Source organism: Variovorax sp. OK212 (assembly GCF_900112425.1).
Taxonomy (GTDB): Bacteria; Pseudomonadota; Gammaproteobacteria; order Burkholderiales; family Burkholderiaceae_C; genus Variovorax.
Genome location: NZ_FOLP01000005.1, coordinates 415,395 through 441,991, shown reverse-complemented (window position 1 = coordinate 441,991; position 26,597 = coordinate 415,395). Strand labels below are relative to the sequence as shown.

The 26,597-nt window shown below is 66.2% G+C and carries 32 protein-coding genes and 1 tRNA gene; 6 read left to right on the top strand and 27 right to left on the bottom strand.

The features are described 5' to 3' along the window. Positions 1-4: 4 nt before the first annotated feature. From BM004_RS18660 to BM004_RS18650, 3 genes are read left to right on the top strand one after another with little or no spacing between them, the layout of a single operon-like run. Positions 5-1,198: an acyl-CoA dehydrogenase family protein gene (locus BM004_RS18660; RefSeq protein WP_093135095.1), complete on the top strand. Its 1,194-nt coding sequence runs from the start codon at positions 5-7 to the stop codon at positions 1,196-1,198. A 5-nt stretch (positions 1,199-1,203) separates the two neighbouring features. Continuing rightward, positions 1,204-2,826: an AMP-binding protein gene (locus tag BM004_RS18655; protein WP_093215622.1), complete on the top strand. Its 1,623-nt coding sequence runs from the start codon at positions 1,204-1,206 to the stop codon at positions 2,824-2,826. Beyond that, positions 2,823-3,221 carry a RidA family protein gene (locus BM004_RS18650; RefSeq protein WP_093135100.1) on the top strand — a complete coding sequence of 133 codons (399 nt, stop codon included), beginning with the start codon at positions 2,823-2,825 and terminating at the stop codon, positions 3,219-3,221. The genes BM004_RS18655 and BM004_RS18650 overlap by 4 nt, the downstream gene beginning before the upstream one ends. Positions 3,222-3,249: 28 nt before the next feature. Here the strand turns inward: BM004_RS18650 and BM004_RS18645 are convergent, their stop codons facing one another. Continuing rightward, positions 3,250-4,224: a GlxA family transcriptional regulator gene (locus BM004_RS18645; protein ID WP_093215619.1), complete on the bottom strand. Its 975-nt coding sequence runs from the start codon at positions 4,222-4,224 to the stop codon at positions 3,250-3,252. A gap of 114 nt (positions 4,225-4,338) precedes the next feature. On the opposite strand from BM004_RS18645, the gene BM004_RS18640 reads away from it, so the two are divergent. Beyond that, entirely contained in the window at positions 4,339-4,989 is a 651-nt protein-coding gene (locus BM004_RS18640) for an HD domain-containing protein (protein WP_093215617.1), read from the top strand. Positions 4,990-5,092: 103 nt separating this feature from the next. Here the strand turns inward: BM004_RS18640 and BM004_RS18635 are convergent. The 18 genes from BM004_RS18635 to rplN form a co-directional block, all read right to left on the bottom strand. Beyond that, positions 5,093-5,169, bottom strand: a tRNA-Met gene (locus BM004_RS18635). A gap of 21 nt (positions 5,170-5,190) precedes the next feature. After that, entirely contained in the window at positions 5,191-5,586 is a 396-nt protein-coding gene (rplQ, locus tag BM004_RS18630) for a 50S ribosomal protein L17 (protein ID WP_093135108.1), read from the bottom strand. An 84-nt stretch (positions 5,587-5,670) separates the two neighbouring features. After that, on the bottom strand, positions 5,671-6,660 hold the full coding sequence (gene rpoA, locus BM004_RS18625; RefSeq protein ID WP_009124827.1) for a DNA-directed RNA polymerase subunit alpha: 990 nt from the start codon (positions 6,658-6,660) through the stop codon (positions 5,671-5,673). A gap of 142 nt (positions 6,661-6,802) precedes the next feature. After that, positions 6,803-7,426 (bottom strand): 30S ribosomal protein S4, encoded by a 624-nt coding sequence (rpsD, locus tag BM004_RS18620; RefSeq protein ID WP_093135111.1) that lies wholly within the window; start codon positions 7,424-7,426, stop codon positions 6,803-6,805. 130 nt (positions 7,427-7,556) lie between these two features. Continuing rightward, complete coding sequence (rpsK, locus tag BM004_RS18615) at positions 7,557-7,961, bottom strand: 30S ribosomal protein S11 (protein ID WP_009124825.1); 405 nt, start codon at positions 7,959-7,961, stop codon at positions 7,557-7,559. Positions 7,962-7,973: 12 nt separating this feature from the next. Beyond that, positions 7,974-8,339: a 30S ribosomal protein S13 gene (gene rpsM / locus BM004_RS18610; RefSeq protein ID WP_013544105.1), complete on the bottom strand. Its 366-nt coding sequence runs from the start codon at positions 8,337-8,339 to the stop codon at positions 7,974-7,976. A 23-nt stretch (positions 8,340-8,362) separates the two neighbouring features. Next, the gene (rpmJ, locus tag BM004_RS18605) at positions 8,363-8,476 is read right to left on the bottom strand and encodes a 50S ribosomal protein L36 (protein ID WP_013544106.1); all 114 of its coding nucleotides are present in this window, start codon (positions 8,474-8,476) and stop codon (positions 8,363-8,365) included. 64 nt (positions 8,477-8,540) lie between these two features. Next, positions 8,541-9,854, bottom strand: coding sequence for a preprotein translocase subunit SecY (gene secY, locus BM004_RS18600; RefSeq protein WP_093135113.1), 1,314 nt, complete (start codon positions 9,852-9,854; stop codon positions 8,541-8,543). 27 nt (positions 9,855-9,881) lie between these two features. Beyond that, complete coding sequence (rplO, locus tag BM004_RS18595; RefSeq protein ID WP_093215614.1) at positions 9,882-10,313, bottom strand: 50S ribosomal protein L15; 432 nt, start codon at positions 10,311-10,313, stop codon at positions 9,882-9,884. A gap of 11 nt (positions 10,314-10,324) precedes the next feature. Then, a complete protein-coding gene (rpmD, locus tag BM004_RS18590; protein ID WP_009124818.1) occupies positions 10,325-10,510 on the bottom strand; it encodes a 50S ribosomal protein L30 in 186 nt (61 codons plus the stop codon). 25 nt (positions 10,511-10,535) lie between these two features. Continuing rightward, the gene (rpsE, locus tag BM004_RS18585) at positions 10,536-11,054 is read right to left on the bottom strand and encodes a 30S ribosomal protein S5 (protein ID WP_093135118.1); all 519 of its coding nucleotides are present in this window, start codon (positions 11,052-11,054) and stop codon (positions 10,536-10,538) included. 18 nt (positions 11,055-11,072) lie between these two features. Then, positions 11,073-11,438, bottom strand: coding sequence for a 50S ribosomal protein L18 (rplR, locus tag BM004_RS18580; protein ID WP_042672913.1), 366 nt, complete (start codon positions 11,436-11,438; stop codon positions 11,073-11,075). A gap of 14 nt (positions 11,439-11,452) precedes the next feature. Further along, on the bottom strand, positions 11,453-11,986 hold the full coding sequence (rplF, locus tag BM004_RS18575) for a 50S ribosomal protein L6 (RefSeq protein ID WP_093135121.1): 534 nt from the start codon (positions 11,984-11,986) through the stop codon (positions 11,453-11,455). 24 nt (positions 11,987-12,010) lie between these two features. Then, on the bottom strand, positions 12,011-12,406 hold the full coding sequence (gene rpsH / locus BM004_RS18570; RefSeq protein WP_056516708.1) for a 30S ribosomal protein S8: 396 nt from the start codon (positions 12,404-12,406) through the stop codon (positions 12,011-12,013). Positions 12,407-12,426: 20 nt separating this feature from the next. After that, positions 12,427-12,732, bottom strand: coding sequence for a 30S ribosomal protein S14 (gene rpsN / locus BM004_RS18565; protein ID WP_093135124.1), 306 nt, complete (start codon positions 12,730-12,732; stop codon positions 12,427-12,429). 8 nt (positions 12,733-12,740) lie between these two features. Beyond that, positions 12,741-13,280 (bottom strand): 50S ribosomal protein L5, encoded by a 540-nt coding sequence (rplE, locus tag BM004_RS18560; RefSeq protein WP_013544114.1) that lies wholly within the window; start codon positions 13,278-13,280, stop codon positions 12,741-12,743. A gap of 11 nt (positions 13,281-13,291) precedes the next feature. Next, complete coding sequence (rplX, locus tag BM004_RS18555) at positions 13,292-13,624, bottom strand: 50S ribosomal protein L24 (protein ID WP_093135127.1); 333 nt, start codon at positions 13,622-13,624, stop codon at positions 13,292-13,294. A gap of 13 nt (positions 13,625-13,637) precedes the next feature. Continuing rightward, positions 13,638-14,006: a 50S ribosomal protein L14 gene (rplN, locus tag BM004_RS18550; RefSeq protein ID WP_009124801.1), complete on the bottom strand. Its 369-nt coding sequence runs from the start codon at positions 14,004-14,006 to the stop codon at positions 13,638-13,640. Between the two features lie 226 nt (positions 14,007-14,232). Here rplN and BM004_RS18545 point away from each other — a divergent pair, with 226 nt between their 5' ends. Both BM004_RS18545 and proC read left to right on the top strand, forming a co-directional pair. Further along, positions 14,233-15,429 carry an esterase-like activity of phytase family protein gene (locus BM004_RS18545; protein WP_256219945.1) on the top strand — a complete coding sequence of 399 codons (1,197 nt, stop codon included), beginning with the start codon at positions 14,233-14,235 and terminating at the stop codon, positions 15,427-15,429. Next, on the top strand, positions 15,426-16,292 hold the full coding sequence (proC, locus tag BM004_RS18540; protein ID WP_093215612.1) for a pyrroline-5-carboxylate reductase: 867 nt from the start codon (positions 15,426-15,428) through the stop codon (positions 16,290-16,292). Before BM004_RS18545 ends, proC begins: the two co-directional genes overlap by 4 nt. Positions 16,293-16,335: 43 nt before the next feature. Here proC and BM004_RS18535 read toward each other — a convergent pair whose 3' ends face one another. From BM004_RS18535 to BM004_RS18500, 8 genes are all read right to left on the bottom strand, one after another. After that, positions 16,336-16,806: a MaoC/PaaZ C-terminal domain-containing protein gene (locus BM004_RS18535; RefSeq protein ID WP_093215609.1), complete on the bottom strand. Its 471-nt coding sequence runs from the start codon at positions 16,804-16,806 to the stop codon at positions 16,336-16,338. 11 nt (positions 16,807-16,817) lie between these two features. Further along, positions 16,818-17,678: a 4-hydroxybenzoate octaprenyltransferase gene (gene ubiA / locus BM004_RS18530; protein WP_093135185.1), complete on the bottom strand. Its 861-nt coding sequence runs from the start codon at positions 17,676-17,678 to the stop codon at positions 16,818-16,820. A 66-nt stretch (positions 17,679-17,744) separates the two neighbouring features. After that, positions 17,745-18,320 carry a Dps family protein gene (locus tag BM004_RS18525; RefSeq protein ID WP_093135134.1) on the bottom strand — a complete coding sequence of 192 codons (576 nt, stop codon included), beginning with the start codon at positions 18,318-18,320 and terminating at the stop codon, positions 17,745-17,747. A 171-nt stretch (positions 18,321-18,491) separates the two neighbouring features. After that, a complete protein-coding gene (locus BM004_RS18520; RefSeq protein ID WP_093135137.1) occupies positions 18,492-19,457 on the bottom strand; it encodes a LysR substrate-binding domain-containing protein in 966 nt (321 codons plus the stop codon). A gap of 113 nt (positions 19,458-19,570) precedes the next feature. After that, the gene (locus BM004_RS18515; protein ID WP_177206533.1) at positions 19,571-21,994 is read right to left on the bottom strand and encodes a sensor domain-containing protein; all 2,424 of its coding nucleotides are present in this window, start codon (positions 21,992-21,994) and stop codon (positions 19,571-19,573) included. Positions 21,995-22,210: 216 nt separating this feature from the next. Further along, positions 22,211-23,233: a TRAP transporter substrate-binding protein gene (locus BM004_RS18510; protein WP_093215604.1), complete on the bottom strand. Its 1,023-nt coding sequence runs from the start codon at positions 23,231-23,233 to the stop codon at positions 22,211-22,213. A gap of 5 nt (positions 23,234-23,238) precedes the next feature. Further along, positions 23,239-24,966, bottom strand: coding sequence for an acetyl/propionyl/methylcrotonyl-CoA carboxylase subunit alpha (locus tag BM004_RS18505; RefSeq protein ID WP_093215601.1), 1,728 nt, complete (start codon positions 24,964-24,966; stop codon positions 23,239-23,241). Positions 24,967-24,976: 10 nt separating this feature from the next. Further along, positions 24,977-26,596 carry a 5-oxoprolinase subunit B/C family protein gene (locus BM004_RS18500; RefSeq protein WP_093215753.1) on the bottom strand — a complete coding sequence of 540 codons (1,620 nt, stop codon included), beginning with the start codon at positions 26,594-26,596 and terminating at the stop codon, positions 24,977-24,979. Position 26,597: the final 1 nt, after the last annotated feature.

Genomic DNA, 26,597 nt, shown 5'->3' with positions numbered 1-26,597 from the left:
AGCGATGATGACCAAAGCACCCGCACCGCCATCGACCACGCACCTCGCGCTGCCCTTCTTCGATGCGGCGCACCATGAACTGGCCGAGGGCCTGCTGCCCTGGGCCGCATCGCAAGAGATCGACGAACACGACGACCGCGCGGCCTGCCGCGACTGGGTGCAGCGATTGGGCGCCGGTGGCTGGCTGCGCTATGCCGTGCCGGGCTCGTCGGGCGGCGCGCTCGAGCGCCTCGATTCGCGTGCGCTCGTGCTGCTGCGCGAAACGCTGGCCTTCCATTCGCCGCTGGCCGACTTCGCGTTCGCCATGCAGGGCCTGGGCAGCGGCGCGATCACGCTCGCGGGCACGCCCGATCAGCATGCGAACTACCTGACGGCCGTGGCCAAGGGCAGCAAGATTGCCGCCTTCGCGCTCAGCGAACCCGAAGCGGGTTCCGACGTGGGCGCGATGGCCATGCGCGCCGAAGCCACACCTGACGGCTGGAAGCTCAACGGCGAGAAGACCTGGATCAGCAACGGCGGCATCGCCGACTTCTACTGCGTCTTCGCGAAGACCGACCCCACGGGCGGCACGCGCGGCATCACCGCGTTCATCGTCGACGCGACGACGCCGGGCCTCGACACTTCAGAGCACATCGACGTGATGGCGCCGCACCCGCTGGCCACGCTGCGTTTCGAGAACTGCGTGGTGCCGCGCACGGCGCAACTCGGCGAGCTCAACGGCGGCTTCAAGTTGGCGATGCGCACGCTCGACATCTTCCGTGCGTCGGTGGCTGCGGCCGCACTCGGCATGGGCCGCCGCGCGCTGGCCGAAGCCATCTCGCATTCGAAGAACCGCCGCATGTTCGGCCAGACGCTCGCAGACTTCCAGCTCACGCAAGCCAAGCTCGGCGAGATGGCCGCGCTGATCGACAGCGCCGCATTGCTCACCTACCGCGCCGCATGGATGCGCGACGACGCGGAACAGCGCGGCGCGCCCGCGGTGGGCGACGTGTCGGCCGCCGCAGCCATGGCCAAGATGTGTGCCACCGAGAACGCGAGCCGCGTGATCGACATGGCGCTGCAGATGCACGGCGGCCTCGGCGTGAAGGTTGGCACGAAGATTGAAAGCCTCTACCGCGACATCCGCTCGCTGCGCATCTACGAAGGCGCGACGGAGGTTCAACAACTGATCATTGGCAAATCCGTTCTGCGGGGATAAATACCGTGTCTGCCCAAGTCGACCGCTTCGTTCATGACCGCCTGCCGCCTGCCGCGCAGCTGCCCGTCTTTCGCTATGAGCTGCCCGAGCTGCAGCTGCCCGACCAGCTGAACCTGGTCGAGGAGCTGCTCGACAAGGCCGAGGCGAAAGGCTTCGGCGACAAGCCGATGCTGCGCTCGCCGCAAGGCACGCTGACGTACGCGCAAGCGGCCGTGGAGGTCAATCGCATCGCACAGGTGCTGACGGAAGACCTCGGGCTGGTGCCGGGCAACCGCGTGCTGCTGCGCGGCGGCAACTCGGTGGCGATGGCGCTGTCGTGGCTCGCGGTGGTGAAGGCCGGCTTGATCGCCGTGGCGACGATGCCGCTGCTGCGCGCGAAGGAGCTCGGCGAGATCATCGAGAAGTCGCGCCCTGTGGCCGCGCTGTGCGATGGGCGCCTGCTCGACGAACTCGTGATCGCACAGCGCGAGCACCCCGTGCTTGCCGCAGTGATCGCGTTCAACAAGCCCGATGCACCGGACTCGCTCTCCGCGCGCGCCGCGAAGAAGAGCGGCGTGTTCACGGCCTGCCCCACCGCATCGGACGACATCGCGCTGCTCGCGTTCACCTCGGGCACCACGGGCAAGCCGAAGGCGCCGGTGACCACGCACCGCGATGTGCTGGCGATGTGCGAGACCTGGCCGCGCCATGTGCTGCGTGCGCGCAGTGACGACATCGTGGTGGGCTCGCCGCCGCTGGCGTTCACCTTCGGCCTGGGCGGCATGCTGGTGTTCCCGATGTGGGCCGGGGCGTCGATCTATTTCGCCGATGCGCCGTTCACGCCCGAAGGGCTGGTGAAGCTCATCAACGAGGTGGGCGCGACCATCTGCTACACGGCGCCCACGTTCTACCGCCAGATGGCGCCGTTCGTGAAGCAGCACGGCATGCCCAGCCTGCGCATCAGCGTGAGCGCGGGCGAGGCGCTGCCCGACGCCACGCGCCAGCTGTGGAAAGAGGCCTCGGGCATCGAGATGCTCGACGGCATCGGCGGCACGGAGGTGTTCCACATCTACATTTCGGCGGCCGGCAACGACGTGCGCCGCGGCGCGGTCGGCAAGGCCGTGCCAGGCTTCACCGCGAAGGTGGTGGACAACGAAGGCAACGAGGTGCCGCGCGGCACCGTCGGCAAACTCGCGCTGCAAGGCCCCGTGGGCTGCCGCTACCTCGACGATGTGCGCCAGGCCGACTACGTGAAGAACGGCTGGAACTACCCCGGCGATTCGTTCGTGCAGGACGACGACGGCTACTTCTTCTACCAGGCGCGCGCCGATGACATGATCATCACGGCCGGCTACAACGTCGGCGGCCCCGAGGTCGAGGACGCGCTGCTCAAGCACCCGGCCGTGGCCGAGTGCGGCGTGATCGGCAAGCCCGACGCCGACCGCGGCATGATCGTGAAGGCGTTCTGCGTGCTCAAGCCCGGCAACGAAGGCGATGCGGCCCTCGTGAAGTCGCTGCAGGACCATGTGAAGGCGACCATTGCGCCTTTCAAATACCCGCGGGAGATCGAGTTCGTGACGGTGCTTCCACGCACCGAGACCGGCAAGCTCCAGCGATTCAAACTGAGACAACTCAACACCACACCATGATCAACAAACTCCTGCAGCCTGAAGGCTGGTTGCCTCCCAAGGGCTATGCGAACGGCGTTGCCGCGCGCGGCACGATGCTGTTCGTCGGCGGCCAGATCGGCTGGAACGCGCAGCAGCAGTTCGAGTCGGACGACTTCATCGACCAATGCGGCCTGGCGCTGCGCAACATCGCCGAGGTGCTTCGCGCAGGCGGCGCGGGTCCCGAGCACATGGTGCGCATGACCTGGTACGTGACCGACCGCGACGAGTACACGCGCCGGCTGGCCGAGCTCGGCCCGGTCTATCGCGATGCGATGGGCCGCAACTTCCCGGCCATGACCTGCGTGCAGGTGGCCGCGCTGGTCGAGCACCGCGCGAAGGTCGAGATCGAAGTGACGGCGGTCGTTCCGGACTGATGCCGCCCGCGCGCACCGCCCTCGTTCTTCAGACGATGGCGTGCGCGAAACGCTTGCGGTATTCCGCCGGCGTGATGCCGACCTGCCGCTGGAACGCGCGGCGCAACGTGTCGGCATCGGCGAAACCGCACAGGGGCGCCACCTGCTTGGGTGCGACGTCGCCAGCCTCCAGCAGGCGCCGTGCGGCCGCCACGCGAATGTCTTCCACCCACCCCGCGGGTGTGACCCCGACCTCCTGCCTGAACAGCCGCGCGAAATGGCGCTCGCTGAGGCCCATGCGCGCGGCGAGGTTCGCAACGCTGTGGTCGACGGCGGGGTTGGCCGCGATCCAGCGCTGAACCTCCTGCAGCGCCGATCTGCCCGTGGGCGCGGCTTCACCCTTGCGGCTGAACTGCATCTGGCCGCCGGGGCGTTTGAAGAACATCACGAGCTGGGCCGCGACCTTCATGGCGATGTCGCGGCCCAGGTCTTCCTCGACCAGGGCCAGCGAGAGGTCGAGGCCGGCCGTCACGCCCGCCGCGGTGCGCAGGCGGCCGTCGCGCACGTGAATGGCATCGGCATCGACGGTGACCGACGGAAAGTCGTGCGCGAGCTGTTCGGCAACGGCCCAGTGCGTGGTCACGCGCCGGCCGTTGAGCAGCCCCGCTTGCGCCAGCACGAAAGCACCGCTGCAGACGGAACCGAAGCGGCGCACCTTGGGCGTGCGCTGGCGCAGCCATGCGGCCACGCCGAGATCGGACATGGCGCTTGCCGCGTGCGGCGTGCCGGCGACGAGCAGGGTGTGGATGGGCTCCTCGGGTTCGTCGCCGATGACGGCGTCGGGCATCAGTCGAACACCCGATGAACTGCGAATGGCGCCACGGCGCGTTGCGATGACGCGCAGGCGATAGGCCTGCGCATGGGCTTGCACGTTGGCTTCGGCGAAGACGTCGAGCGGGCCCGACACGTCCAGCAGCTGGACGCCGGGCATGGCGAGGATCGCGATGGTCTTGGTGCTGCGCACGATTTTTCCTGTGTCTCTTTCAACCCTGCAATGTCTGGATTCATCGCTCTACGGCTGAACACGCCAATGTAGCTCGCTCCTAAAGTCGTGTTCACACTCACAGGAGAAATCCACATGGACTTCACGACGACAGACATCGAAGGCGTGCGCATCCCCGACAGCAAGCTCGCACGCGAGATCACGGAGCTGGTTCAGGACACCGCGCCGCCTCTGCTTTTTCATCACTCGAGCCGGGTCTACTACTTCGGCGCGCTGGCCGGCAAGCACCGCGGGCTGATTTTCGACCCCGAGCTGCTGTACGCCGGCGCGATGTTCCACGACATGGGGCTGGTGAAGAAGCACAGCAGCGCGCATGAGCGCTTCGAGGTCGACGGTGCGAACGTGGCGCGCGATTTTCTGCGCGGGCACGGAATCTCGCAGCAGGACATCGACCTGGTGTGGACCGCGATCGCGCTGCACACGACGCCGGGCATTCCGCAGCACATGCACCCGGTGGTGGCACTGGTGACGGCCGGTGTCGAGATGGACGTGCTGGGGCTGACCTACAAGGAATACAGCGATGCCGAGCGCACGAAGGTCGTGCACGCGCATCCGCGCACGGAGCACTTCAAGGAAGACATCATCCAGGCCTTCTACGACGGCATTCGGCACAAGCCGGAGACGACCTTCGGCAACGTGAAGGCGGATGTGATCGCGGACAAGGAGCCGCACTTTCACCGCGGCAACTTCTGCAGCGTGATTCGCTGCTCGGCCTGGCACGGTTGAAGGTAATTTCCAGAAACAAGAAAGCCCTCATTGCGAGGGCTTTTTCAATTCAATTACCGGCCAAGAAAAAAGGCCCTTTGATCAATCAAAGGGCCTTTTAAATTGGTTGCGCGAGCAAGATTTGAACTTGCGACCTTTGGGTTATGAGCCCAACGAGCTACCAGGCTGCTCCATCGCGCGGCAAGTATAAATTATAGCTTATTAATCAGCAGTTTGCTCAGCTGCATCAGCTTTAATTTCAGCACGGTCGACGAGTTCGACGAGCGCCATCGGCGCGTTGTCGCCCACGCGGAAGCCCATCTTCAGGATGCGGGTGTAGCCGCCCGGACGCGCGGCGAAACGCGGGCCGAGTTCGCCGAAGAGCTTGACGACGCTGTCGCGGCTGCGCAGGCGGTCGAAGGCCAGGCGCTTGTTGGCGAGCGTGGGCTTCTTGGCGAGCGTGATCATCGGTTCGATGACGCGGCGCAGTTCTTTGGCCTTGGGGACCGTGGTCTTGATGACTTCATGCTCGATGAGCGAGTTCATCATGTTCTGCAGCATCGCAAGGCGGTGCGAGCTGGTGCGGTTGAGTTTGCGAAGTCCGTGTCCGTGACGCATGGTGCTTTTCCTTTACTTTATAAAAACAGGCAGCCGTGTCAGGTACTGCCCGGTGCACTGGCTCTTTTCTGAGCCAAATTCAAATTAACGCTTGTCGAGGCCGGCCGGCGGCCAGCTTTCGAGCTTCATACCCAGGGTCAGGCCGCGCGAAGCGAGGACTTCCTTGATTTCGTTGAGCGACTTGCGACCCAGGTTGGGGGTCTTGAGCAGCTCGTTCTCGGTGCGCTGGATCAGGTCACCGATGTAGTAGATGTTTTCGGCCTTCAGGCAGTTGGCCGAACGCACCGTCAGTTCGAGTTCGTCGACAGGGCGCAGCAGGATCGGATCGAATTGCTGTGCGCTGCGCGGTGCGGGTGCATCGAATGCAGCGAGTTCGCCGCCTTCGAGCTGCGCAAACACGGCGAGCTGTTCGACCAGGATTTTAGCCGAAGCGCGCACTGCGTCTTCCGCGGTGATCGCACCGTTGGTCTCGATCTCGACAAGCAGCTTGTCCAGGTCGGTACGCTGTTCGACGCGAGCGCTTTCGACGGTGTAGCTCACGCGCTTCACGGGCGAGAACGACGCGTCGAGAACGATGCGGCCGATCGACTTGGTCGGCTCGTCCGCGTAGCGGCGCATCGTGCCGGGCACGTAGCCGCGACCCTTTTCAACCTTGATCTGCATGTCGAGCTTGCCGCCTTGCGACAGGTGCGCGATCACGTGATCGGGGTTGATGATCTCGACGTCGTGCGGCGTCTGGATGTCCGATGCCAGGACCGGGCCTTCGCCGTCCTTGCGCAGGCTCAGCGTGACTTCGTCGCGGTTGTGGAGCTTGAACACCACGCCCTTGAGGTTCAGAAGGATGTTGACGACATCTTCCTGCACGCCGTCGATCGACGAGTACTCATGCAGAACGCCAGCGATCGTGACTTCGGTGGCCGAGTAGCCCACCATGGACGACAGCAGAACGCGACGCAGCGCGTTGCCGAGCGTGTGGCCGTAGCCGCGCTCGAAAGGTTCGAGCGTGACCTTGGCCTTGTTGGCGGCAAGTTGCTCGACCTGAATGGTCTTGGGTTTCAGCAGGGTGGTTTGCATGCAGACTTCCTCTCAATACCCCCGGCTCGTTACACCGGTAAGGCTGGTGAAGCACCTGATCCGCAGCAGAGTGCGGAGCAGGAACGTGAACAACAATAACAATCTCCCGCACGCGCCGAAGGGCGGGTGCGGGTAGAAAAAATCAACGCGAATACAGTTCGACGATCAGCGATTCGTTGATGTCGGCTGCGAATTCGTCGCGATCGGGCACCTTCTTGAACGTGCCTTCAGCCTTGTCGGCGTTCACATCGACCCATGCCGGGATGCCGACTTGCTGAGCGAGTTGCAGCGCTTCAACAATGCGGTTCTGCTTCTTCGACTTGTCGCGCACGGCAACCACGTCACCGGTCTTGACCAGGTACGACGGGATGTTGACCGACTGACCGTTCACCGTGATCGCCTTGTGCGACACGAGCTGGCGCGCTTCGGCGCGGGTCGAGCCGAAGCCCATGCGGTAAACGACGTTGTCCAGGCGCGATTCGAGGATGAACAGCAGGTTGGCGCCGGTGTTGCCACGGCGGCGGTCCGCTTCTTCGAAGTAGCGGCGGAATTGCTTTTCCAGCACGCCGTACATGCGCTTGACCTTCTGCTTTTCACGCAGTTGCAGGCCGTAGTCGGAAGTGCGCTGACCCGAGGTGCGACCGTGCTGGCCGGGCTTGGAGTCGAACTTGGCCTTGTCCTGGATCGAACGGCGGGCGCTCTTCAGGAACAGGTCGGTGCCTTCACGGCGGGAAAGTTTGGCCTTGGGGCCGAGGTAACGTGCCACGATTCTTCCTTTGTGTATCTGCCGCAGTTGCCTGCGGGAGCCACCTGCGAGACGCGAGTGGCGGTGGGCTTAGATAAAAAACAAATGCGCAGCCGCTATTCAAAGCCGGCTGCGCCTTGCGGACTGACGATCAGATGCGGCGACGCTTCTGGGGACGGCAGCCGTTGTGCGGAACGGGCGTCACGTCGGCAATGGAATTGATCCGGATGCCGAGCGCAGCCAGGGCGCGCACCGACGATTCGCGACCGGGGCCGGGGCCCTTGATCTCGACGTCGAGGTTCTTGATACCTTGTTCAACAGCAGCACGGCCGGCCACTTCGGAAGCGACCTGCGCAGCGAACGGGGTCGACTTGCGCGAGCCCTTGAAGCCCTGGCCACCCGACGAAGCCCACGACAGGGCGTTGCCCTGGCGATCGGTGATCGTGATGATGGTGTTGTTGAACGAGGCATGCACGTGGGCGATACCGTCCGCGACGTTCTTGCGAACCTTCTTGCGAACGCGCTGTGCGGCGTTGTTTGCAGGTGCTTTAGCCATGCTGTTCTATCCTTATTTCTTCAGGGACTGCGCAGCCTTGCGCGGACCCTTGCGAGTGCGTGCGTTGGTGCGCGTGCGCTGACCGCGCATCGGCAGGCCGCGACGGTGACGGAAGCCGCGATAGCAACCGATGTCCATCAAACGCTTGATGTTCATCGTCGTTTCGCGACGCAGATCGCCTTCGATGGTGAACAGAGCGATCTGGTCGCGGATCTTTTCGAGATCGGCGTCGGTCAGATCCTTGATCTTCTTCGAATATTCGATGCCGCTCGCTTCGCAGATTTGACGGGCGCGGGTGCGACCGATGCCGAAGATGGCGGTCAGGCCGATTTCAGCGTGCTTGTGCGGCGGGATGTTGATGCCAGCAATACGTGCCATGTGCGTCCTCTAATACTCTTCAATCAACCCTGGCGCTGCTTGTGGCGCGGGTCGGTGCAAATCACACGCACCACACCTTTACGGCGGATGACCTTGCAATTACGGCAGATGGTTTTGACCGAAGCCGAAACTCTCATTTCATTCTCCTAAAACTGTTTAACGTGGCGGTCTACCGCCCGGACTCAATACTGAAACACAGCCCTACGATGTCTTGAAGTTCGCCTTCTTCAGCAGCGATTCGTACTGCTGGGACATCATGTAGTTTTGCACCTGGGCCATGAAGTCCATCGTGACGACCACGATGATCAGCAGGGAGGTACCACCGAAGTAGAACGGCACGTTGTACTTCAGGATCAGGAACTCTGGCAGCAGGCAGACGAAGGTGATGTACACCGCGCCGGCCAACGTCAGGCGAACCAGAATCTTGTCAATATAGCGAGCGGTCTGGTCACCCGGGCGAATGCCAGGAATGAATGCACCACTCTTCTTCAGGTTGTCGGCCGTTTCCTTGCTGTTGAACACGAGTGCCGTGTAGAAGAAGCAGAAGAAAACGATCGCAGCGGCATACAGCAGCACGTAGATCGGCTCGCCCGGACGCAGTGCGCCGGCAATGTCCTTGATCCAGCGGAAACCACCGTCACCCGTGCTGAACCAGCCAACCACCGTTGCGGGCAGCAGGATGATCGACGAAGCGAAGATCGGCGGAATCACACCGGCCATGTTCAGCTTCAGGGGCAGGTGCGACGACTGACCGCCATACACCTTGTTGCCGACCTGGCGCCGCGCATAGTTCACGAGGATCTTGCGTTGACCGCGTTCGACGAACACCACGAAGTACGTGACCAGCACCACCACCGCGACGATGAACAGCGCAATGATGGGGTTCATCGCACCGGTCGTCACCAGCGAAGCCAGGCCGCCAATGGCGTTCGGCAGACCGGCCGCGATACCTGCAAAGATCAGGATCGAGATGCCGTTGCCCAGGCCACGTTCGGTGATCTGCTCGCCGAGCCACATCAGGAACATCGAACCCGCCGTCAAGCTCACCATGGCGGTCAGGCGGAAGCCGAAACCGGGCGAGATGACCAGGCCGGCCGACGACTCGAGCGCCACTGCGATGCTGAACGACTGGAACAGTGCCAGACCCAACGCGCCGTACCGCGTGTACTGCGTGATCTTGCGGCGACCGGCCTCGCCTTCCTTCTTCAATTGCTCGAAGGTCGGAAGCACGTAGGTCATCAGCTGCATGATGATCGACGCCGAGATGTACGGCATGATCCCCAACGCGAACACGGTGAAGCGCGACAGCGCACCGCCCGAGAACATGTTGAACAGGCTCAGAATGCCGCCCTGCTGGCCCTGGAACAACGCTGCCAGCTGGTCCGGGTTGATACCCGGCACAGGAATGTGCGCGCCAATCCGGTAGACCACGAGCGCGAGCAGCAAAAAGACGAGCCGACGACGAAGGTCGCCGAACTTGCCTGTTTTTGCGATCGTTGCCGCGTTAGTTGCCACGAAGAACTTCTTTCAGTCCGTTGGTGATCAGGCGATGCTGCCGCCGACTGCTTCGATAGCAGCCTTGGCGCCAGCCGTTGCGCCCACGCCCGTCAGCTTGACGGCCTTGGTCAGCTCACCGGTCTTGATGATCTTGACGACCTTGGCGAGCTGGCCAACGAGGCCGGCTTGCTTCAGTGCCAGCACATCGACTTCGGCCAGGCCGAGCTGCTCGAGAGCAGTCAGCGTGACTTCGGCGTTGAACTTCAGCAGATGCGACTTGAAGCCACGCTTCGGCAGGCGACGCTGCAGAGGCATTTGACCGCCTTCGAAGCCGACCTTGTGGAAACCGCCTGCGCGCGACTTCTGACCCTTGTGACCGCGACCCGCGGTCTTGCCGATGCCAGAGCCGATACCACGGCCAACGCGACGCTTGGCGTGCTTGGCGCCGGCTGCCGGCTTGATGCCATTGAGTTCCATATCAGTCTCTCTTACAGAACTTTGACCAGATAACTGATCTTGTTGATCATGCCGCGCACCGCCGGGGTGTCTTGCAGCTCGCTCACGCTGTTGAGCTTGCGCAGGCCGAGGCCACGCACGGTCGCGCGATGCGATTCCTTGGTACCAATCGGGCTTTTGACCAGTTGGACCTTGAGGGTTTGTTGTTGCGTCGTCATTTGAATACTTCTTTCAGGCTTGCGCTCAAGCGAAGATATCTTCGACGGTGAGGCCACGCTTGGCAGCCACCTGACCAGCGGTCGTCGAGTTCTTCAACCCGTCGAGCGTGGCGCGAACCATGTTGTAAGGGTTCGACGAACCATGGCTCTTGGCCACGATGTCGGTGATGCCCATCACTTCGAACACAGCGCGCATCGGGCCGCCGGCGATGATGCCGGTACCCTTGGGGGCCGGGTACATCACGACCTTTGCAGCGCCGTGGTGGCCTTGCACCTGGTGGTGCAGCGTGCCGTTCTTGATCGAAACCTTCAACAGGTTGCGACGCGCTTCTTCCATCGCCTTTTGCACTGCTGCGGGCACTTCCTTCGACTTGCCCTTGCCCATGCCAACGCGACCATCGCCGTCACCGACCACGGTGAGTGCTGCGAAACCGAGGATACGACCACCCTTCACCACCTTGGTGACGCGGTTGATCGCGATCATCTTCTCGCGCAAACCGTCTTCAGGGCCTTCGTTCTGCGTTCTTGCTTGAATCTTTGCCATTTTGAATCTCGTGTCCGGTTAGAACTGCAGACCGGCTTCGCGGGCGGCCTCGGCCAGCGCCTTGACGCGGCCGTGGTATGCGAAACCTGCGCGGTCGAAAGCGACCTTCTCGACGCCGGCAGCCTTCGCCTTTTCAGCGATGCGCTTGCCGACGGCGGTGGCAGCAGCGGCATTGCCGCCCTTGCCCGAACCGCCGAGCGAGGTACGCACTTCGGCTTCTGCCGTCGATGCGGTTGCAATCACCTTGGTGCCGTCGTCGGAGATGACGGTGGCGTAGATGTGCAGGTTGGTGCGGTTCACCGTCAGACGGGCCACGCCCTGCGTCGCGATGCGAATGCGGGTCTGGCGCGAGCGGCGAAGACGCTGTGCTTTTTTGGTCAACATCATTTTGCTGCCCCTTACTTCTTCTTGGTCTCTTTGATCACGATCTTCTCGTCCGAATAACGGATGCCCTTGCCCTTGTAAGGCTCAGGCGGACGAACAGCGCGGATCTCAGCGGCGATTTGACCAACGCGCTGACGGTCAGCACCCTTGATCACGATTTCAGTCGGGGTCGCGGTGGCCACCGTGATGCCTTGCGGCATTTCGATGTTGACCGGGTGCGAGTAACCGACTTGCAGGTTCAGCTTGGAACCGGCTGCGGCGGCCTTGTAGCCCACGCCCACCAGGTTGAGCTTCTTCTCGAAGCCCTTGGTCACACCGACCACCATGTTGTTCACCAGCTGGCGCAGCGTGCCGCTCATCGCGTTGGCTTCACGCGATTCGTTGGCGGGCGCGAAGCTCAGCTTGCCGTCGTTGTTGGCGACGTTCACCAGCACATTGCGCGTGAGGCTGAGCGTGCCGCCCGTGCCCTTGACGCTGATCTGGTCTTCCTTGATCGACACATCCACGCCTGCGGGGATGGTGATCGGCATTTTTCCTACTCGGGACATTTCAGTAACTCCTCGATGTCTCGGTTAGGCGACGTAGCACAGAACTTCGCCACCGACACCGGTAGCGCGAGCCTTGCGGTCGGTCATCACGCCCTGGGGGGTCGTGACGATCGCAACGCCGAGGCCGTTCTGGACTTGCGGAATGGCTGCGCTGGCCTTGTAGACGCGCAGGCCGGGGCGGCTCACGCGCTCGATACGCTCGATGACCGGACGGCCAGCGTAGTACTTCAGCGTGATGACGAGTTCGGACTTGCCTGCATCAGTCTTCACTTCGAAGCCGTCGATGTAGCCTTCGTCTTTCAGGACTTGTGCAATCGCGGCCTTCACCTTGGAAGACGGGATCGACACAGTGGGCTTCGCCACCATCTGCGCGTTACGGATACGCGTCAGCAGGTCGGCAATGGGATCACTCATGCTCATGTTGTTTGCTCCTGCCTGGCTTACCAGCTGGCCTTGGTGACACCGGGGATGTCGCCAGCGAAAGCCAGTTCACGGATCTTGGCGCGAGCCAGACCGAATTGACGGAAGGTACCGCGCGGGCGACCGGTGATTTCGCAGCGGTTGCGTTGACGCGTCGGATTTGCGTTGCGCGGCAGCTTCTGCAGCGCCAGGCGTGCAGCAGCGCGCTCTTCTTCGCTCTTCTTCTGGTCGTTGGAAGCCGCCTTCAGTTCTGCGTGCTTCGCAGCGTACTTGGCAACCAGCTTGTCGCGCTTGAGTTCGCGCTGGATCAAAGATTGTTTAGCCACAGTTCGCCTCAGTTCTTGAACGGGAAACGGAAACCAGCGAGAAGCGCCTTGGCTTCTTCGTCGGTCTTGGCCGTCGTCGTGATGCTGATATTGAGACCGCGCAGGGCATCGACCTTGTCGTACTCGATCTCAGGGAAAATGATCTGTTCCTTGACGCCGATGTTGTAGTTGCCACGGCCGTCGAACGCACGGCCGGAGATGCCGCGGAAGTCGCGAACACGCGGCAGCGCGATGGTCACGAAACGGTCCAGGAACTCATACATCTGCACGCCACGCAGCGTGACCATGCAGCCGATAGGCTGGTTTTCGCGGATCTTGAAACCAGCGATAGCCTTCTTCGACTTGGTGACCACGGGCTTCTGGCCAGCGATCTTGGTCAGGTCGGCGACAGCGTTGTCGAGAACCTTCTTGTCGGCGACTGCTTCACCCACACCCATGTTGAGCGTGATCTTGGTGAGGCGCGGAACCTGCATCGGCGACTTGTAGCCGAACTTTTCCGTCAGGTCTTTCGCGATCTTTTCGCGATAGTGTTGTTGGAGACGTGCCATGTGAGTACCTCTTAGGCGAACTTGATTTCGTCGCCGCTGGACTTGAAGACGCGAACAGCCACGCGCTTGCCGTCAGCACCCTGGGTGACCTTGATGCCCACGCGATCGGCCTTGCCGGTCGCGGCATTGAAGATCGCCACATTGGATTGGTGAATGGGCATGGACTTCTCGACGATGCCACCGGTCGTACCCTTGAGGGGGTTCGGCTTGGTGTGCTTCTTGACGAGGTTCAGGCCTTCGATGAGGACGTGCGAGTCGTCCTTGCGCAGCGAGATGACGCCGCGCTTGCCCTTGTCACGACCGGCCAACACGATGACCTGGTCGCCTTTGCGAATCTTGTTCATGACGTTGTTGTCCTTAGAGAACTTCAGGTGCCAGCGACACGATCTTCATGAACTTCTCGGTGCGCAGTTCGCGCGTGACCGGTCCGAAGATGCGGGTGCCGATAGGCTCCAGCTTGGCATTGAGCAGCACGGCGGCATTGCCGTCGAACTTGACGAGCGAACCGTCAGCACGACGGATGCCCTTGGCGGTGCGGACCACCACTGCGCTGTAGATCTCGCCCTTTTTGACGCGACCACGCGGAGCGGCTTCCTTGATGCTCACCTTGATGACGTCGCCCACGCTGGCATAACGCCGCTTGGAGCCACCGAGCACCTTGATACACAGGACGGATTTCGCGCCTGTGTTGTCGGCCACTTCGAGCCGGGATTCAGTTTGGATCATTTCTTGATATTCCCAACTTGTACCGATGTGCCTCCAGGAGGGAAGCACCGCGGTCAGTCTTGGTCCCGTCGTCCACACCCCGAACCACTCGGGGCGCTTCCGCTTTGGGCTGAAAGCTTCGCCTTTTGGAAGCGAAGCCCGCGATTGTGGCACGCACTTATGGCGATGTCAACAACCCCATTACACCATTTCTCACTGGCACTAGACTTCGGGCGTGCGCCAGCCCGTGAAATCCTCCTTTTCGCCTCCCGCCCTCCCACGCCGCCGCCTGCTCGCAGCCGGCGCGGGGGCGGCCGGCCTGCTCACGCTGGGCCTGGCCGGTTGCAGGAGCGCAACGCCCAATCCCAACCCCGGGCAGCTTCGCCGCATCGCCGAGGCGCGCTGGCCGCACCGCCTGTTAATAGAGGGCACCACGGCGGGCGGCCTCTCGGGCATCGACTACGACCCCGTCCGAGGTGAGTACCTGCTCATCAGCGACGACCGGTCAGACCTGGCGCCTGTACGCCTCTACACCGCCCGCTGGCCCCAGCCGCAGGCCCAGGCCCAAGCCACCCCGCCCGAACCCACGGGCGTGGTCCAGCTGCAACGCCCCGGCGGCGGCCCCTGGCCGAACCGGCGCCACGCGGTCGACGGGCTCCCCGTGCCCGACCCCGAGGCCCTGCGCCTGCGCCCCGCCACCAACACCCTGCTGTGGACCAGCGAAGGCGACGTCGCCCGCGGTTTCGGCCCCGCGCTGTACGAATCGGCGCGCGACGGGCGTTTTCTGCGCGAATTCACGATGCCGGCGATGTTCCAGGTCGACCCGGCCCAGCGCCGCGGCCCGCGCGACAACCTGAGCTTCGAAGGCGTCACGCTCACGCCCGACGGCCGCTTCGCCTGGCTCGGCATGGAAAACGCCCTGATACAGGACGGCCCCGAGCCCACCACCGGCGCGCCCGGCGGCCCCTGCCGCTTCACCCGCATCGACCTGGAAACCGGCCAGGCCGACCGCCAGATCGCCTACGTGCCCGACGCCATCCCGCTGCGCCCGCTCATTCCCGGCAGCTACGCCGACAACGGCGTGAGCGAGATCCTCATGCTCGACGCCGACCGCATGCTGGTGCTGGAGCGCGCCTACGCCACCGGCAAGGGCAATTCGCTGCGCCTGTATGAAATAGACACCCGCGCCGCGAGCGACGTGCTCGCCGTCGACGCGCTGGCGCCCGGCAACCACCGCCCCGCGGCCAAGACGCCGGTGGCCGACTTCGCCGCGCTGGGCCTGTCCCGCCTCGACAACACCGAGGGCATGTGCTGGGGCCCGCCGCTGCCCGACGGCAAGCGCATGCTGGTGGTCGTGAGCGACGACAATTTCAACCCGCTTCAAGTGACCCAGTTCGTCGCCTTCGAATACACAGACCGTCCAGACCGAGCCGCCCGACCATGACCATCGCCGTGACCTTCCTCCCCCGCACCGGCCCCGCGCCCCTGCCACCGCTGCCGCCCGTCGCCTTCATCGGCGGCGGCAACATGGCCAGCGCCATCATCGGCGGCCTGATCCAGCAAGGCACCCCGGCGGACGCGTTCGAGGTGGTCGAGCCCTTCGAGGAAGCCCGCGCCAAGCTGGCCCATTCCTTCGGCATCACGGCCCAGGCCGAGGCCAGCGACGCCCTCGCGCGCTGCGGCGTGGTGGTCTGGGCGGTCAAGCCCCAGACCTTCGCCGAGGCCGCGCGCTCCGTGCGCGCGTTCGCCGGCGACGCGCTGCACCTGAGCGTGGCCGCGGGCATTCCGTCGGACAGCATCGCCCGCTGGCTGGGCACCGAGCGCGTGGTGCGCGCCATGCCCAATACGCCGGCGCTCGTGGGCCAGGGCATGACGGGCCTGTATGCGCGCCCCGGCGTCGAGAGCACCGACCGCGCCATGGTCGCCCAGTTGCTGGGGCCGACCGGCGAACTCATCTGGGTGGACGCCGAACCGGCGCTCGACGCCGTCACCGCCATGTCGGGCTCCGGGCCGGCCTACGTGTTCTATTTCATCGAGGCGATGACCGAGGCCGGCGTCGAGATGGGCCTCACGCCCGAACAGGCCCAGCAACTGGCGATCGGCACGTTCACGGGCGCCTCGGCGCTGGCGCACAGCGCCACGGAGCCGCCGTCGGTGCTGCGCGAGCGCGTCACCTCCAAGGGCGGCACGACCTATGCGGCCATCACCTCGATGCAGCAGGCCGACGTGAAAGCGCAGTTCAAGACCGCGATCCGCGCCGCGCAGAAGCGCGCCGCCGAGCTGGGCGAGGAATTCGGCCGCGGCTGATCGCAACGGCCAACGGCCCATTGCCGATCGCCGCTGGTGAATGTCAGGCCGGCGGCAACGCGCCCGGCCCGAGGAAGAACAGCCACTCGGCGGCCAGCGTGACGGTGCCGTCCTCCAGCTCGAGCCGCACTTCTTCCTTCAGCAGGAAGCTGTCGCCGGGCTTGGGCGTCACGTCCATGATGCGCACCCGCGCCCGGAAGCGCGCGCCCACCGGCATCGGCCGCACGAAGCGCAGGCGGTCGAAGCCGTAGTTCAGCGCGTGGTTCGAATCGAAGGGCAGCAGCGTGCGCATCGCCTCGCCGGTCAGCTTGATCAGGTGCGAGACCTGGAAGAAGCCCTGCACGATGGTGCCGCCATAGCCGGCTTCACGCGCGGCGCGCGCGGGGTCGAGGTGGATCCACTCGCCTTCGCCGTCGCCCGACAGCGCCGAGTAGCGCTCGACCATGTCCTGCGTGATGCAGTGCCAGCCGGAGAAGCCCTCCTGGCCGATCTTCTGGTTCAACCGTTCGAGCATGGCAAACGCCCTCAGCGCAGCGCGTAGCCGGCCACGATGCCGGCGAACACGGTGAAGCCCAGCCAATGGTTCAGGCGGAAGGCCTTGAAGCAGCCGTCGCGTGTGCGGCCGTGAATCAGCCGCCAGTGCCACGCGGCCTGCGCCGCGGCAATGGCAAGGCCCGCGCAGAACGGCAGGCCCAGCGAATGGCTCGCGCCGGCCCAGCCCCAGATGGCCAGGAAGATCGCATAGCTCGCCATCACCGCCGCCACGTCCAGGCGCCCGAAGGTGATGGCCGAGGTCTTCATGCCGATCTTCAGGTCGTCGTCGCGGTCGACCATCGCGTACTCGGTGTCGTAGGCCAGCACCCAGAACAGGTTGCCGACCAGCAGCCACGCCACCAGCGGCGGCACCGTGGACTGCACCGCCGCAAAGGCCATCGGAATGCCGAAGCTGAAGGCAATGCCCAGCACCGCCTGCGGGATCGACACATAGCGCTTGGCGAACGGATAGATCAGCGTGATGGCCAGCGCCGCGAACGACCACAGCACCGTCACGCGGTTGGTCGTGAGCACCAGGCCGAAGGCCGCCAGCGCCAGCACGGCGCCCAGGCCCAGCGCTTCCTTCACCGACATCGCGCCGCTGGTCACGGGGCGTTGCGCGGTGCGCTTCACGTGGCGGTCGAAGTCGCGGTCGGCCACGTCGTTGATGCAGCAGCCCGCGCTGCGCATGAGGAAGGTGCCGAGCGTGAACACCACCAGCAGGTGCCAGCCCGGCCAGCCGTCAGCCGCGAACCACAGCGCCCCCAGCGTGGGCCACAGCAGCAGCAGCCAACCGGCGGGGCGGTTCCAGCGGATCAGGTCGAGGTACAGCGCGAAACGACGGGCAAGCATGCGGCGGGCGGGCAAAAAAAGAGCGGCCATTGTGCCGCTCCTGGTTGGTGCAAGGACGGTGCGCGCTCAGTCTTCGAGCAGCGAGCGCAGCATCCAGGCGGTCTGGTCGTGCACCGTGCAGCGCGCGGTGAGCATGTCGGCCGTCGGGTCGTCGCCGGCTTCCTCGGCCACGGGAATGAACTCGCGCGCGATGCGCGACACGGTTTCGTGGCCCTTCACCAGGATGCGCACCATCTCCATCGCCTTGGGCGGGGTCTGCGGCACGTCCGGCACGGTGGCGATCTTGCTGAACTCGGCGTACGAGCCCGGCGCGTAGTGGCCCAGCGCGCGGATGCGCTCGGCCAGCACGTCGGTGGCGCCCCACAGCTCGGTGTACTGGCCCATGAACATCGCGTGCAGCGAGTTGAAGTGCGGGCCCGTCACGTTCCAGTGGAAGTTGTGCGTGGTGAGGTACAGCGTGTAGGTGTCGGCCAGCACGCGGCTCAGGCCTTCGGCGATGGCGGCGCGGTCCTGGCGCTCGATGCCGATGTTGATGATCGGCGCATTGCGGCTGCCGGACTCCTGCGCGACCACCGCGCCGCCCTTCTTGGGCACCTTGCCGGCGGAGGAAGCGGACGACGATTTCTTCGGGGCTTTGGCCATGGCGGGAGCTCTTTCTTCAAGTTGGAGGGACACCGGAATTCTCGAAGCCGGCGTGCGGCTTCGCAACAGCGTCACTCTATCTCAGCGATCAACGATTCAAAACACGCGGCGCGTAGGCCGATCTCTCGAATCGCGCGCCGCCATGGGCCACGGCGGGCTGCTGGCAGGCTGCTACGACAGGCGCTTGACGCCCGGCAGCTCGCACGCGTAGATCGCATTGCGCAGCGCCGCGATCGCCTCGTAGCGCGTGAAGGTGCGCCGCCATGCGAGCACCACGCGGCGCGTGGGCGGGTCGCGGTCGTTGGCGTCGCGCACGGGCAGGTAGCGCACCATCTGCTCGGGCTCCTTGCGGCCCTTGACCTTGGGCTTGAGCGCATCCGCCGGCACCGACAGGCGCGGCACCAGCGTCACACCCATGCCCGAGGCCACCATGTGCTTGATGGTCTCCAGCGACGAGCCCTCGAAGCTCTTGCGTATGCCTTCGGCATTGCTGGAGAAGCGCGCGAACTCGGGGCACACCTCGAGCACGTGGTCGCGAAAGCAGTGGCCCGTGCCCAGCAGCAGCATGGTCTCGCTCTGCAGTTCTTCGGAGGTGATCGATTCGCGGTCGGCGAACTTGTGCTTGTTGGGCAGCGCGGCCATGAAGGGCTCGTCGTACAGCGGCGCCATGGCCAGGCCGGTGTCGGGAAAGGGCTCGGCCATGATGGCGCAGTCGATCTCGCCGGCGCGCAGCATCTCGAGCAGCTTGACGGTGAAGTTCTCCTGCAGCACCAGCGGCATCTGCGGCGTGCGCTGGATCACCTGGCGCACGAGGTCGGGCAGCAGGTACGGCCCGATGGTGTAGATCACGCCGAGGTTCAGCGGGCCGGCCAGCGGGTCCTTGCCGCGCTTGGCGATCTCCTTGATGCTGGCGGCCTGGTCGAGCACGCTTTGCGCCTGCTGCACGATCTGCTCGCCCAGCGGCGTGACGGTCACTTCGCCGGCGCTGCGCTCGAAGAGCTTGACCTCGAGCTCGTCCTCGAGCTTCTTGATGGCGACCGAAAGGGTCGGTTGGGACACGTAGCAGGCCTCGGCGGCCTTGCCGAAATGGCGTTCGCGGGCTACTGCGACGATGTATTTGAGTTCGGTGAGAGTCATAGCTTGCTTCAATTATGCGCAAGGGGCGGCAACCGGGCAGCGCCGGGGCCGGAAGGCCCTGCCAAAGTCCCGAAACTGCCTGTGCCCACCGCGCTCACCGCGTTCCGTGCAGCTCAGCGCGCGGACTCCACATCGTCCTCGACCATCTCCACGAGCCTCGGCGCCGGCATCGGCCGGCCCAGCAGGAAGCCCTGCACCTCGGCGCAGTGGTCCTCGATCAGCGTCTGCAGCTGCCCGTCGGTCTCCACGCCCTCGGCCGTGACCGACAGCCCCAGCGCCTTGCCCAGCGCCAGGATCGCCTTGACCACGTCGCGGCTGCCGTCGCGCAGTTCGATGTCGGCAATGAACTGCCGGTCGATCTTGATGACGTCGAACGGAAAGCTGCGCAGCGAGCTGAGCGACGCATAGCCGGTGCCGAAATCGTCGATGGCCAGCTTCACGCCCATCGCCTTGAGTTCGCGCAGCACGATGCCCGCGCCCTCGGCGTCGTCCATCAGCACGCCTTCGGTGATCTCGATCTCCAGCCGCTCGGGCGCCAGGCCGGCGCCGGCCAGCACCTCCCTCACGCGCTGCACCAGCCGGCCGTCGCGAAACTGCACCGGCGACACGTTGACCGACACGCCGATCTCCGGCCACTGCACCGCGGCCTCGCAGGCGGTCTGCAGCACCCAGTCGCCCAGCGGCAGGATCAGGCCGCTCTTTTCGGCCAGCGGAATGAAGTCGTCCGGCCCGATGCGCCCGCGCTGCGGATGCGCCCAGCGCACCAGCGCCTCGGCGCTGCGGATCGATTGCGTGCGCGCGTCGAAGCGCGGCTGGAAGTCCAGGTAGAACTCGCCGGCCGCGATGCCGCGGCGCATCTCCTCGATCATGCGGCGGCTGGCCGTCACGCGGTCGTTCATCTCGTTGGCGAAGAAGCAGTAGGTGCCGCGGCCGTTGTGCTTGGAACGGTAGAGCGCCGTGTCGGCCGAGCGCAGCAGTTCGTCGGGCGTGGTGCCGTCGGCCGGCGACACCGCCACGCCGATCGACACGCCGACCTCCAGCAGGCCCACGTCGTTGCGGATGGGCTCGGCGATCGCCTCCAGCAGGTGCTGGCAGTAGGCGTCGATCTCCTCGTCCGCCAGGTTGGGCGCGGCAATCACGAACTCGTCGCCGCCGATGCGCGCGGCCAGCTGGTCGCTCTTGAGCGAGCGGCGCAGCCGGTCGGCTATTTCGCCCAGCACCTTGTCGCCCACCGGATGGCCGTAGGTGTCGTTGATGGGCTTGAAGCGGTCCAGGTCCAGGTACAGCACCACCAGCCGCGCCTGCGGATGCGTGAGCGCGGCGGCCATGAAGGCCGACAGCCGCGTGCGGTTGGGCAGCGAAGTGGCCGCGTCGTGCTGCGCCTGGCGCTGCGCGTCCTCGAACGCCTGAGCCAGCGCCACGTCGGAGGTGACGTCGCTCGCGAACTTGATGATCCTCGTGAGCTGGCCGTTCAGGTCGTACACCGGGTTGTAGGAGGCCTGCAGCCACAGCTCGCGGCCGTCCTTGCCGATGCGCTTGTGGCGCCCCGACACGAACATGCCCGCGCGCAGCGTCTGCCAGAACTGCGCGTACGACTCGGTCCCGGCCACGCCGGGCTCCATCAGCATGCGGTGGTGGCGGCCCACCACCTCGTTCAGCCCGTAGCCCAGGGTCGCGAGAAAGTTCGGGTTGGCGTCGAGGATGGTGCCGTCGGTGGCGAAGGTGATCACGCCCTGCGACTTGTTGATGGCCTCGATCTGGCTCTGGAAGTCGGCCTGGCGCAGCTTCTCCTGCGTGATGTCGGTGGCGTACTTGACCACCTTCCGCACGCGCCCCGTGGGGTCGAAGATCGGGTTGTAGGTGGCCTGCAGCCAGACCTCGCGGCCGTCCTTGCCCAGGCGCCGGTACTCCGCCGCATGGTGGTTGCCGCCGGCCAGCGCCACCCAGAAGGCGGCGTACTCCGCGCTGGCGGCATGGGCCGCGTCGACGAACATGCGGTGGTGCCGCCCGACCACCTCGGCCAGCTCGTAGCCCATGGCCTCGAGGAAGCGCGCGTTGGCATCGAGCACCGTGCCGTCGAGCGCGAACTCGACCACCGCCTGCGACACGTTGATGGCCTGGATCTGCCCGCGGTCGTCGGCGGCCTTGAGCACGCGCGAAGAAATGTCGCTGGAGATCTCCACCACCTGCCGCACCACGCCGTCCGCATCGGCCAGCGCCGTGTAGAAGGCCTGGACCCAGCGCTGGGCGCCGTCCTTGTGCAGGCGCATGCGCTCGACCACGCGCTGCTCGCCGCGCAGCACGCTGTCCCAGATGTCGGACGGGCTGGCCGCCAGGCCGTCGCCGGGGCTGATGTCGAGAAAGTCGCGCCCTTCGAGTTCGCCGGGCTCGTAGCCCCAGGCACGCACGAAATGGTTGTTGGCCCGCAACACGCGGCCCCGCGCGTCGAGCGTCAGCGTGGCGAAAGCGCTGTTGAGCGCCTGCAATTCCACCGGCATGGGCGGCGTCGGCGACACCTGCCCTGCGTCTTCAGGCACTGCGAAGGCAGTGCCACTCTCCCCATCCATCCACGCGTCTTGCATCTTGCACACCGGCATTCATCGAACAGAAGAACTGCACAGAGAGTCATCCCCCCTCGACGCGCGCTCTGATGTTGCTTTGTCGATGCTTGAAGCGATTTACGGATGTTTTACTCAGAAATGCAGGGTAAACCGCAATGATCATACGGCAGCTTGAAACAAAAGTTAACCGTTTCAGTGCTTGTCGAAGTACGGAATGAAGATGTCGTTGGCGCCCACGCCCACCTGCTTGACCCAGTCCAGCGAGAAATGCTCGCCCAGGCGGCGCAGGTCGCGGCTGAAGAGGTAGGGCACCGGCTCGGTCTTCACGCCGTTGCGTCGCAGCTCGTCCATCGAGCGGGCCGCGGCCGTGGCGCTGGCGGCCCAGCCGCGCAGTTCGGCGGCGGTGGCCGCCTTGGCCAGCGCGTCGCGCGACGGCGCCGCCAATGCGTCCCAGGCATGGGCGTTCGCGAACACGAGGTTCTTGGGGAACCAGGCGTTGACCTCGTAGAAGTAGCGCATCGACTGCCACGCGCGGCTTTCGACGCCGGTCACGGCCGAGGTCATCATGCAATCGATGCGCCCGTCCGCCAGCGCCCTGTCGAGCTCGGTGGCCGGCACGTCGACCGGCACCGCGCCCATCAGCGTGGCAATGCGCGCGGTGGTGGCGTTGTAGGCGCGCATGCGCATGCCGCGCAGGTCGGCCATGGCGCCGAGCGGCCGGTTCGAATACAAGCCCTGCGGCGGCCACGCCACCGCGTAGAGCACGCGCAGCCCGCGCTGCGCGAACGCCTTCTCGATCAGCGGCCGCTGGATGCGCCACAGCCGCTGCGCGTCGTCGTAGCTGCCGGTGATGAAGGGCACCGAGTCGGCGCCCGCGATCGGCACGTCGGCGACCAGGCTGCTCATGATGGCTTCGCCGGCCTCGGCCTTGCCTTCCTGCACCGCCGCGCGAATGGCGTTCAGCGCGAACAGCGCGCCGCCCGGGCGCACCTCGATGCGCAGCTGCCCGCCGGTGGCCAGCTCGGCCTCGCGCGCCATGGCCACGAGGTTGACCGTGTGGAAGTTCTCCGCGGGGTAGCCGGTGGCCAGCCGCCACACGGTGGCGCCGGGCGCCGAGAAGGCCGAAGGCGCGGCGGACCACGCCGCCGCGCCGCAAGCCAGCGATGCGAACGTCCGGCGGCTGAAAGCTCGGCGGTCGGTGGTGGCGCGGTCCATGCGCGTCAGCCGATGGTCGCGAGCGCCGCGCCCGCGGCCACGTAGCCGCCCGCGGCCACGGCGAAGGCGATGCGCCCGGCGCGGTGCGCGACGACCTGCATTTCCATCTTCATCGCCTCCATCACGGCGACGACGGCGCCCTCGGCAACCTCGTCGCCATCGGCCACCTTCCAGCCCTGCAGCGTGCCCGAGACTGGCGCGGCCACGGCGGCGGCATCGGCCACCGCAGCTTCGGCCCGCGCAATGCCACCGCCAGCCGCCACCGACGACAGCCCGCTGAGCAGCACGCCCGGCAGGCCCAGCGCCAGGCGCCGGCCGTCCACTTCGATCGCCGTGCGCACCAGCGCCGCATCGGGCAGCAGGTCGGGGCGCATGGCCGGGGCCTCGCCGTTGGCGAAGTCGGTCTCGATCCAGCGCGTGTGCACCTTGAAGGCGTCGCCCGACACGAAGTCCGGGTGCGCCATCACGGCGCGGTGGAACGGCAGCACCGTGGGCAGGCCCTCGATGCGGAATTCCTTCAGCGCGCGGCGCGCCCGCGCAATCGCCTGCGCGCGCGTGGCGCCGGTGACGATGAGCTTGGCCATCAGCGAGTCGAAGGTGCCCGGCACCTGCGAGCCCGCGTCCACGCCCGTGTCCACGCGCACGCCGGGGCCCGAGGGCGCGTCGAACACGTTCACCGGCCCGGGCGACGGCAGGAAGCCGCGCCCCACGTCTTCCGCATTGATGCGGAACTCGAACGCATGGCCGCGCGGCGCGGGCGTCTGCGTGATCGACAGCGGCAGGCCTTCGGCAATGCGCAGCTGCTCGATCACCAGGTCGATGCCCGTGGTTTCCTCGGTCACCGGGTGCTCCACCTGCAGCCGCGTGTTCACCTCGAGGAAGGAGATCGCGCCGCTCGCGCTCAGCATGAACTCGACCGTGCCGGCACCGGTGTAGCCGGCTTCGGCGCAGATGTCGCGCGCCGACCGGTGGATGCGCTCGCGCTGCTCGTCGCTCAGGAAGGGCGCGGGCGCCTCTTCCACCAGCTTCTGGTTGCGCCGCTGCAGCGAGCAGTCGCGCGTGCCGAGCACCACCACGTTGCCGTGCGTGTCGGCCAGCACCTGCGCCTCGACGTGGCGCGGGCGGTCGAGGAACTGCTCGACGTAGCACTCGCCGCGCCCGAAGGCCGTCACGGCCTCGCGCACCGCCGATTCGTAGAGGCCTTCGACCTCGTCGAGCCGCCACGCCACCTTGATGCCGCGCCCGCCGCCGCCGAACGCGGCCTTGATCGCGACCGGCAGGCCGTGCTGCTCGGCAAAGGCGAGCACCTCGGCCGCGCTGTTCACCGGGTCGGCCGTGCCCGCGACCAATGGCGCGCCGACCTTCAGCGCGAGCTTGCGGGCCTGCACCTTGTCGCCCAGCGTCGCGATCGCCGCGGGAGAAGGGCCGACCCAGGTCAGGCCCGCGTCGATCACGGCCTGCGCGAACGCGGCGCTCTCGGACAGGAAGCCATAGCCCGGATGCACCGCGTCGGCACCGGCGCGTTTGGCCACCGCGAGCAGCTTGGCGATGTTCAGGTAGGTGTCGGCGGGCTTGTTGCCTTCGAGCCCGTAGGCCTCGTCGGCCATGCGCACGTGGAGCGCGTTCAGGTCGGCGTCGGCATACACGGCGACCGACTGCACGCCGTGATCGGCACAGGCGCGCGCGATGCGCACGGCGATTTCGCCGCGGTTGGCGATCAGGAGTTTTTTCATCGGAGGGCTTTCACTGTGTGCGGGGTGCGCTGGGTGCACTGGGAGCGACGGGGCCGGGAACGGCGATCGGGTTGAAGCGGACGCGGGCGTTCACGGGGATCTGCCCGGCGCGGTCCAGGTGGTGGGTGGCGACGGAGGCGATCACGGGATAGCCGCCGGTCAGCGGGTGGTCGGCCAGGAACAGCACGGGCTGGCCGCTGGGCGGCACCTGGAGCGCGCCGTAGGCCGTGCCCTCGCTCGGCAGCTCGGCGTGGTTGGCGCGGGCCAGCGGCACCTCGCCCGCCAGGCGGATGCCCACGCGGTTGGACTGCGGCGTGACCGCCCACGACTGGCTGCACAGCAGCGCAACGGCCTCTGGCGTGAACCAGTCGGTGCGCGGGCCGAGCACGATGTCGAGCACGACCTCCTGCTGCACGGTGGGCAGGCCGGCTGGCGCTGCTTCGGCGGCGCCCACCAAGGCGCCTGCGCTCACGGCACGCACGGGCAGCACGTCGCCCGTGGCCACCGCGGGCGGGCCGATGCGCGCGAGCGTGTCGGTCGACAGGCTGCCGAGCACCGGCGCCACGTCGAAGCCGCCGCGCACGGCCAGGTAGCTGCGAATGCCGGCCTGCGGCTCGCCGAGCGAAAGCACGTCGCCGTCGGCCAGCGCGACGGGCTGGTAGCGCGGCAGCGGCCACGCCGCGCCGTCGGCACGCGTGAGCGTGACGGGGCCGTCGGCGCCGGTGACGGCCACCACCGCGTCGCCGCGGCAGGCGAGCTGGAAGCCGCCGTAGGCGATCTCGATGCAGGCCGTGTCCGAGGCGTTGCCGACCAGCCGGTTGGCCGCCTGCAGCGAGCGCCGGTCCATCGCGCCGGAGGCGGACACGCCCTGCTTCGCCTGGCCGTGGCGGCCGCCGTCCTGCAGCAGCGCCTGGAGCCCGGCCGCGCGAATCTCGAAGGCGCAACCACCTGGCGCTGCGGCGGGCGGCGAAGGCGCAGCAGTCGCGGCCACGGGCGCTGCGTGCGGCTGCGCCGTGACATCCACGAAGCGCACCGTGTCGCCCGGCTGCAGCAGCGCGGGCAACGCAGGGGCCGCGCGCGACAGGTCCCACATCGGCGCGTCGGTGATGCCGATGATCTGCCAGCCGCCCGGGCTGGCCTGCGGGTACACGCCGCTGAAGCTGCCCGCGAGGCCCACGGCGCCCGCCGGGATGCGCGTGCGCGGCACCTTGCGGCGCGGCACGTTCAGGCTCGGGTGGCCGCCGGAGAGGTAGGCGAAGCCGGGCGCGAAGCCGGTGAAGGCCACCGTGTAGTCGCTGCCGGTGTGGCGGCGCACCACTTCGTCGGGCGTGATGCCCAACAGCCCGGCCACCTCGGCCAGGTCTTCGCCGTCGTAGCGCACCGGAATCTCGATGCGCTTGTCGATGCGCGTCTCGCGGGCGTCCAGGCTGCGCTGGCCGATGCGGCGCACCAGTTCGTCCGCCGCGATGGCGGCCGGGCGGAAGCTCACGAGCAGGGTGCGCGCGGCGGGCACCAGCTCCTCGATGCCCGCGATGGGGTCGGCGCGCAGCGAGGCCAGCAGCGCCAGCGTCTGCGGCAGGTCGTCGAGCTCGACCAGCACCGCGTTCAGGTTGACCGGCAGGAAGCGCATC

Coding starts and splice junctions, on each gene's coding strand:
- rplQ (WP_093135108.1), bottom strand. CDS start 5,586: ATGCGTCACGGACACGGACTTCGCAAACTCAACCGCACCAGCTCGCAC.
- rpsM (WP_013544105.1), bottom strand. CDS start 8,339: ATGGCACGTATTGCTGGCATCAACATCCCGCCGCACAAGCACGCTGAA.
- ubiA (WP_093135185.1), bottom strand. CDS start 17,678: ATGCTTGCCCGTCGTTTCGCGCTGTACCTCGACCTGATCCGCTGGAAC.
- rplO (WP_093215614.1), bottom strand. CDS start 10,313: ATGGAACTCAATGGCATCAAGCCGGCAGCCGGCGCCAAGCACGCCAAG.
- rpsE (WP_093135118.1), bottom strand. CDS start 11,054: ATGGCAAAGATTCAAGCAAGAACGCAGAACGAAGGCCCTGAAGACGGT.
- BM004_RS18535 (WP_093215609.1), bottom strand. CDS start 16,806: ATGCTCGAACGGTTGAACCAGAAGATCGGCCAGGAGGGCTTCTCCGGC.
- BM004_RS18505 (WP_093215601.1), bottom strand. CDS start 24,966: ATGAAAAAACTCCTGATCGCCAACCGCGGCGAAATCGCCGTGCGCATC.
- rplX (WP_093135127.1), bottom strand. CDS start 13,624: ATGAACAAGATTCGCAAAGGCGACCAGGTCATCGTGTTGGCCGGTCGT.
- BM004_RS18640 (WP_093215617.1), top strand. CDS start 4,339: ATGGACTTCACGACGACAGACATCGAAGGCGTGCGCATCCCCGACAGC.
- rplN (WP_009124801.1), bottom strand. CDS start 14,006: ATGATCCAAACTGAATCCCGGCTCGAAGTGGCCGACAACACAGGCGCG.
- BM004_RS18525 (WP_093135134.1), bottom strand. CDS start 18,320: ATGGCCAAAGCCCCGAAGAAATCGTCGTCCGCTTCCTCCGCCGGCAAG.
- rpmD (WP_009124818.1), bottom strand. CDS start 10,510: ATGACGACGCAACAACAAACCCTCAAGGTCCAACTGGTCAAAAGCCCG.
- BM004_RS18500 (WP_093215753.1), bottom strand. CDS start 26,596: ATGCGCTTCCTGCCGGTCAACCTGAACGCGGTGCTGGTCGAGCTCGAC.
- rpsH (WP_056516708.1), bottom strand. CDS start 12,406: ATGAGCATGAGTGATCCCATTGCCGACCTGCTGACGCGTATCCGTAAC.
- rplR (WP_042672913.1), bottom strand. CDS start 11,438: ATGTTGACCAAAAAAGCACAGCGTCTTCGCCGCTCGCGCCAGACCCGC.
- BM004_RS18650 (WP_093135100.1), top strand. CDS start 2,823: ATGATCAACAAACTCCTGCAGCCTGAAGGCTGGTTGCCTCCCAAGGGC.
- rplF (WP_093135121.1), bottom strand. CDS start 11,986: ATGTCCCGAGTAGGAAAAATGCCGATCACCATCCCCGCAGGCGTGGAT.
- BM004_RS18520 (WP_093135137.1), bottom strand. CDS start 19,457: ATGACTCTCACCGAACTCAAATACATCGTCGCAGTAGCCCGCGAACGC.
- rpsK (WP_009124825.1), bottom strand. CDS start 7,961: ATGGCTAAAGCACCTGCAAACAACGCCGCACAGCGCGTTCGCAAGAAG.
- BM004_RS18660 (WP_093135095.1), top strand. CDS start 5: ATGATGACCAAAGCACCCGCACCGCCATCGACCACGCACCTCGCGCTG.
- proC (WP_093215612.1), top strand. CDS start 15,426: ATGACCATCGCCGTGACCTTCCTCCCCCGCACCGGCCCCGCGCCCCTG.
- rpoA (WP_009124827.1), bottom strand. CDS start 6,660: ATGCAAACCACCCTGCTGAAACCCAAGACCATTCAGGTCGAGCAACTT.
- rplE (WP_013544114.1), bottom strand. CDS start 13,280: ATGGCACGTCTCCAACAACACTATCGCGAAAAGATCGCGAAAGACCTG.
- rpmJ (WP_013544106.1), bottom strand. CDS start 8,476: ATGAGAGTTTCGGCTTCGGTCAAAACCATCTGCCGTAATTGCAAGGTC.
- BM004_RS18510 (WP_093215604.1), bottom strand. CDS start 23,233: ATGGACCGCGCCACCACCGACCGCCGAGCTTTCAGCCGCCGGACGTTC.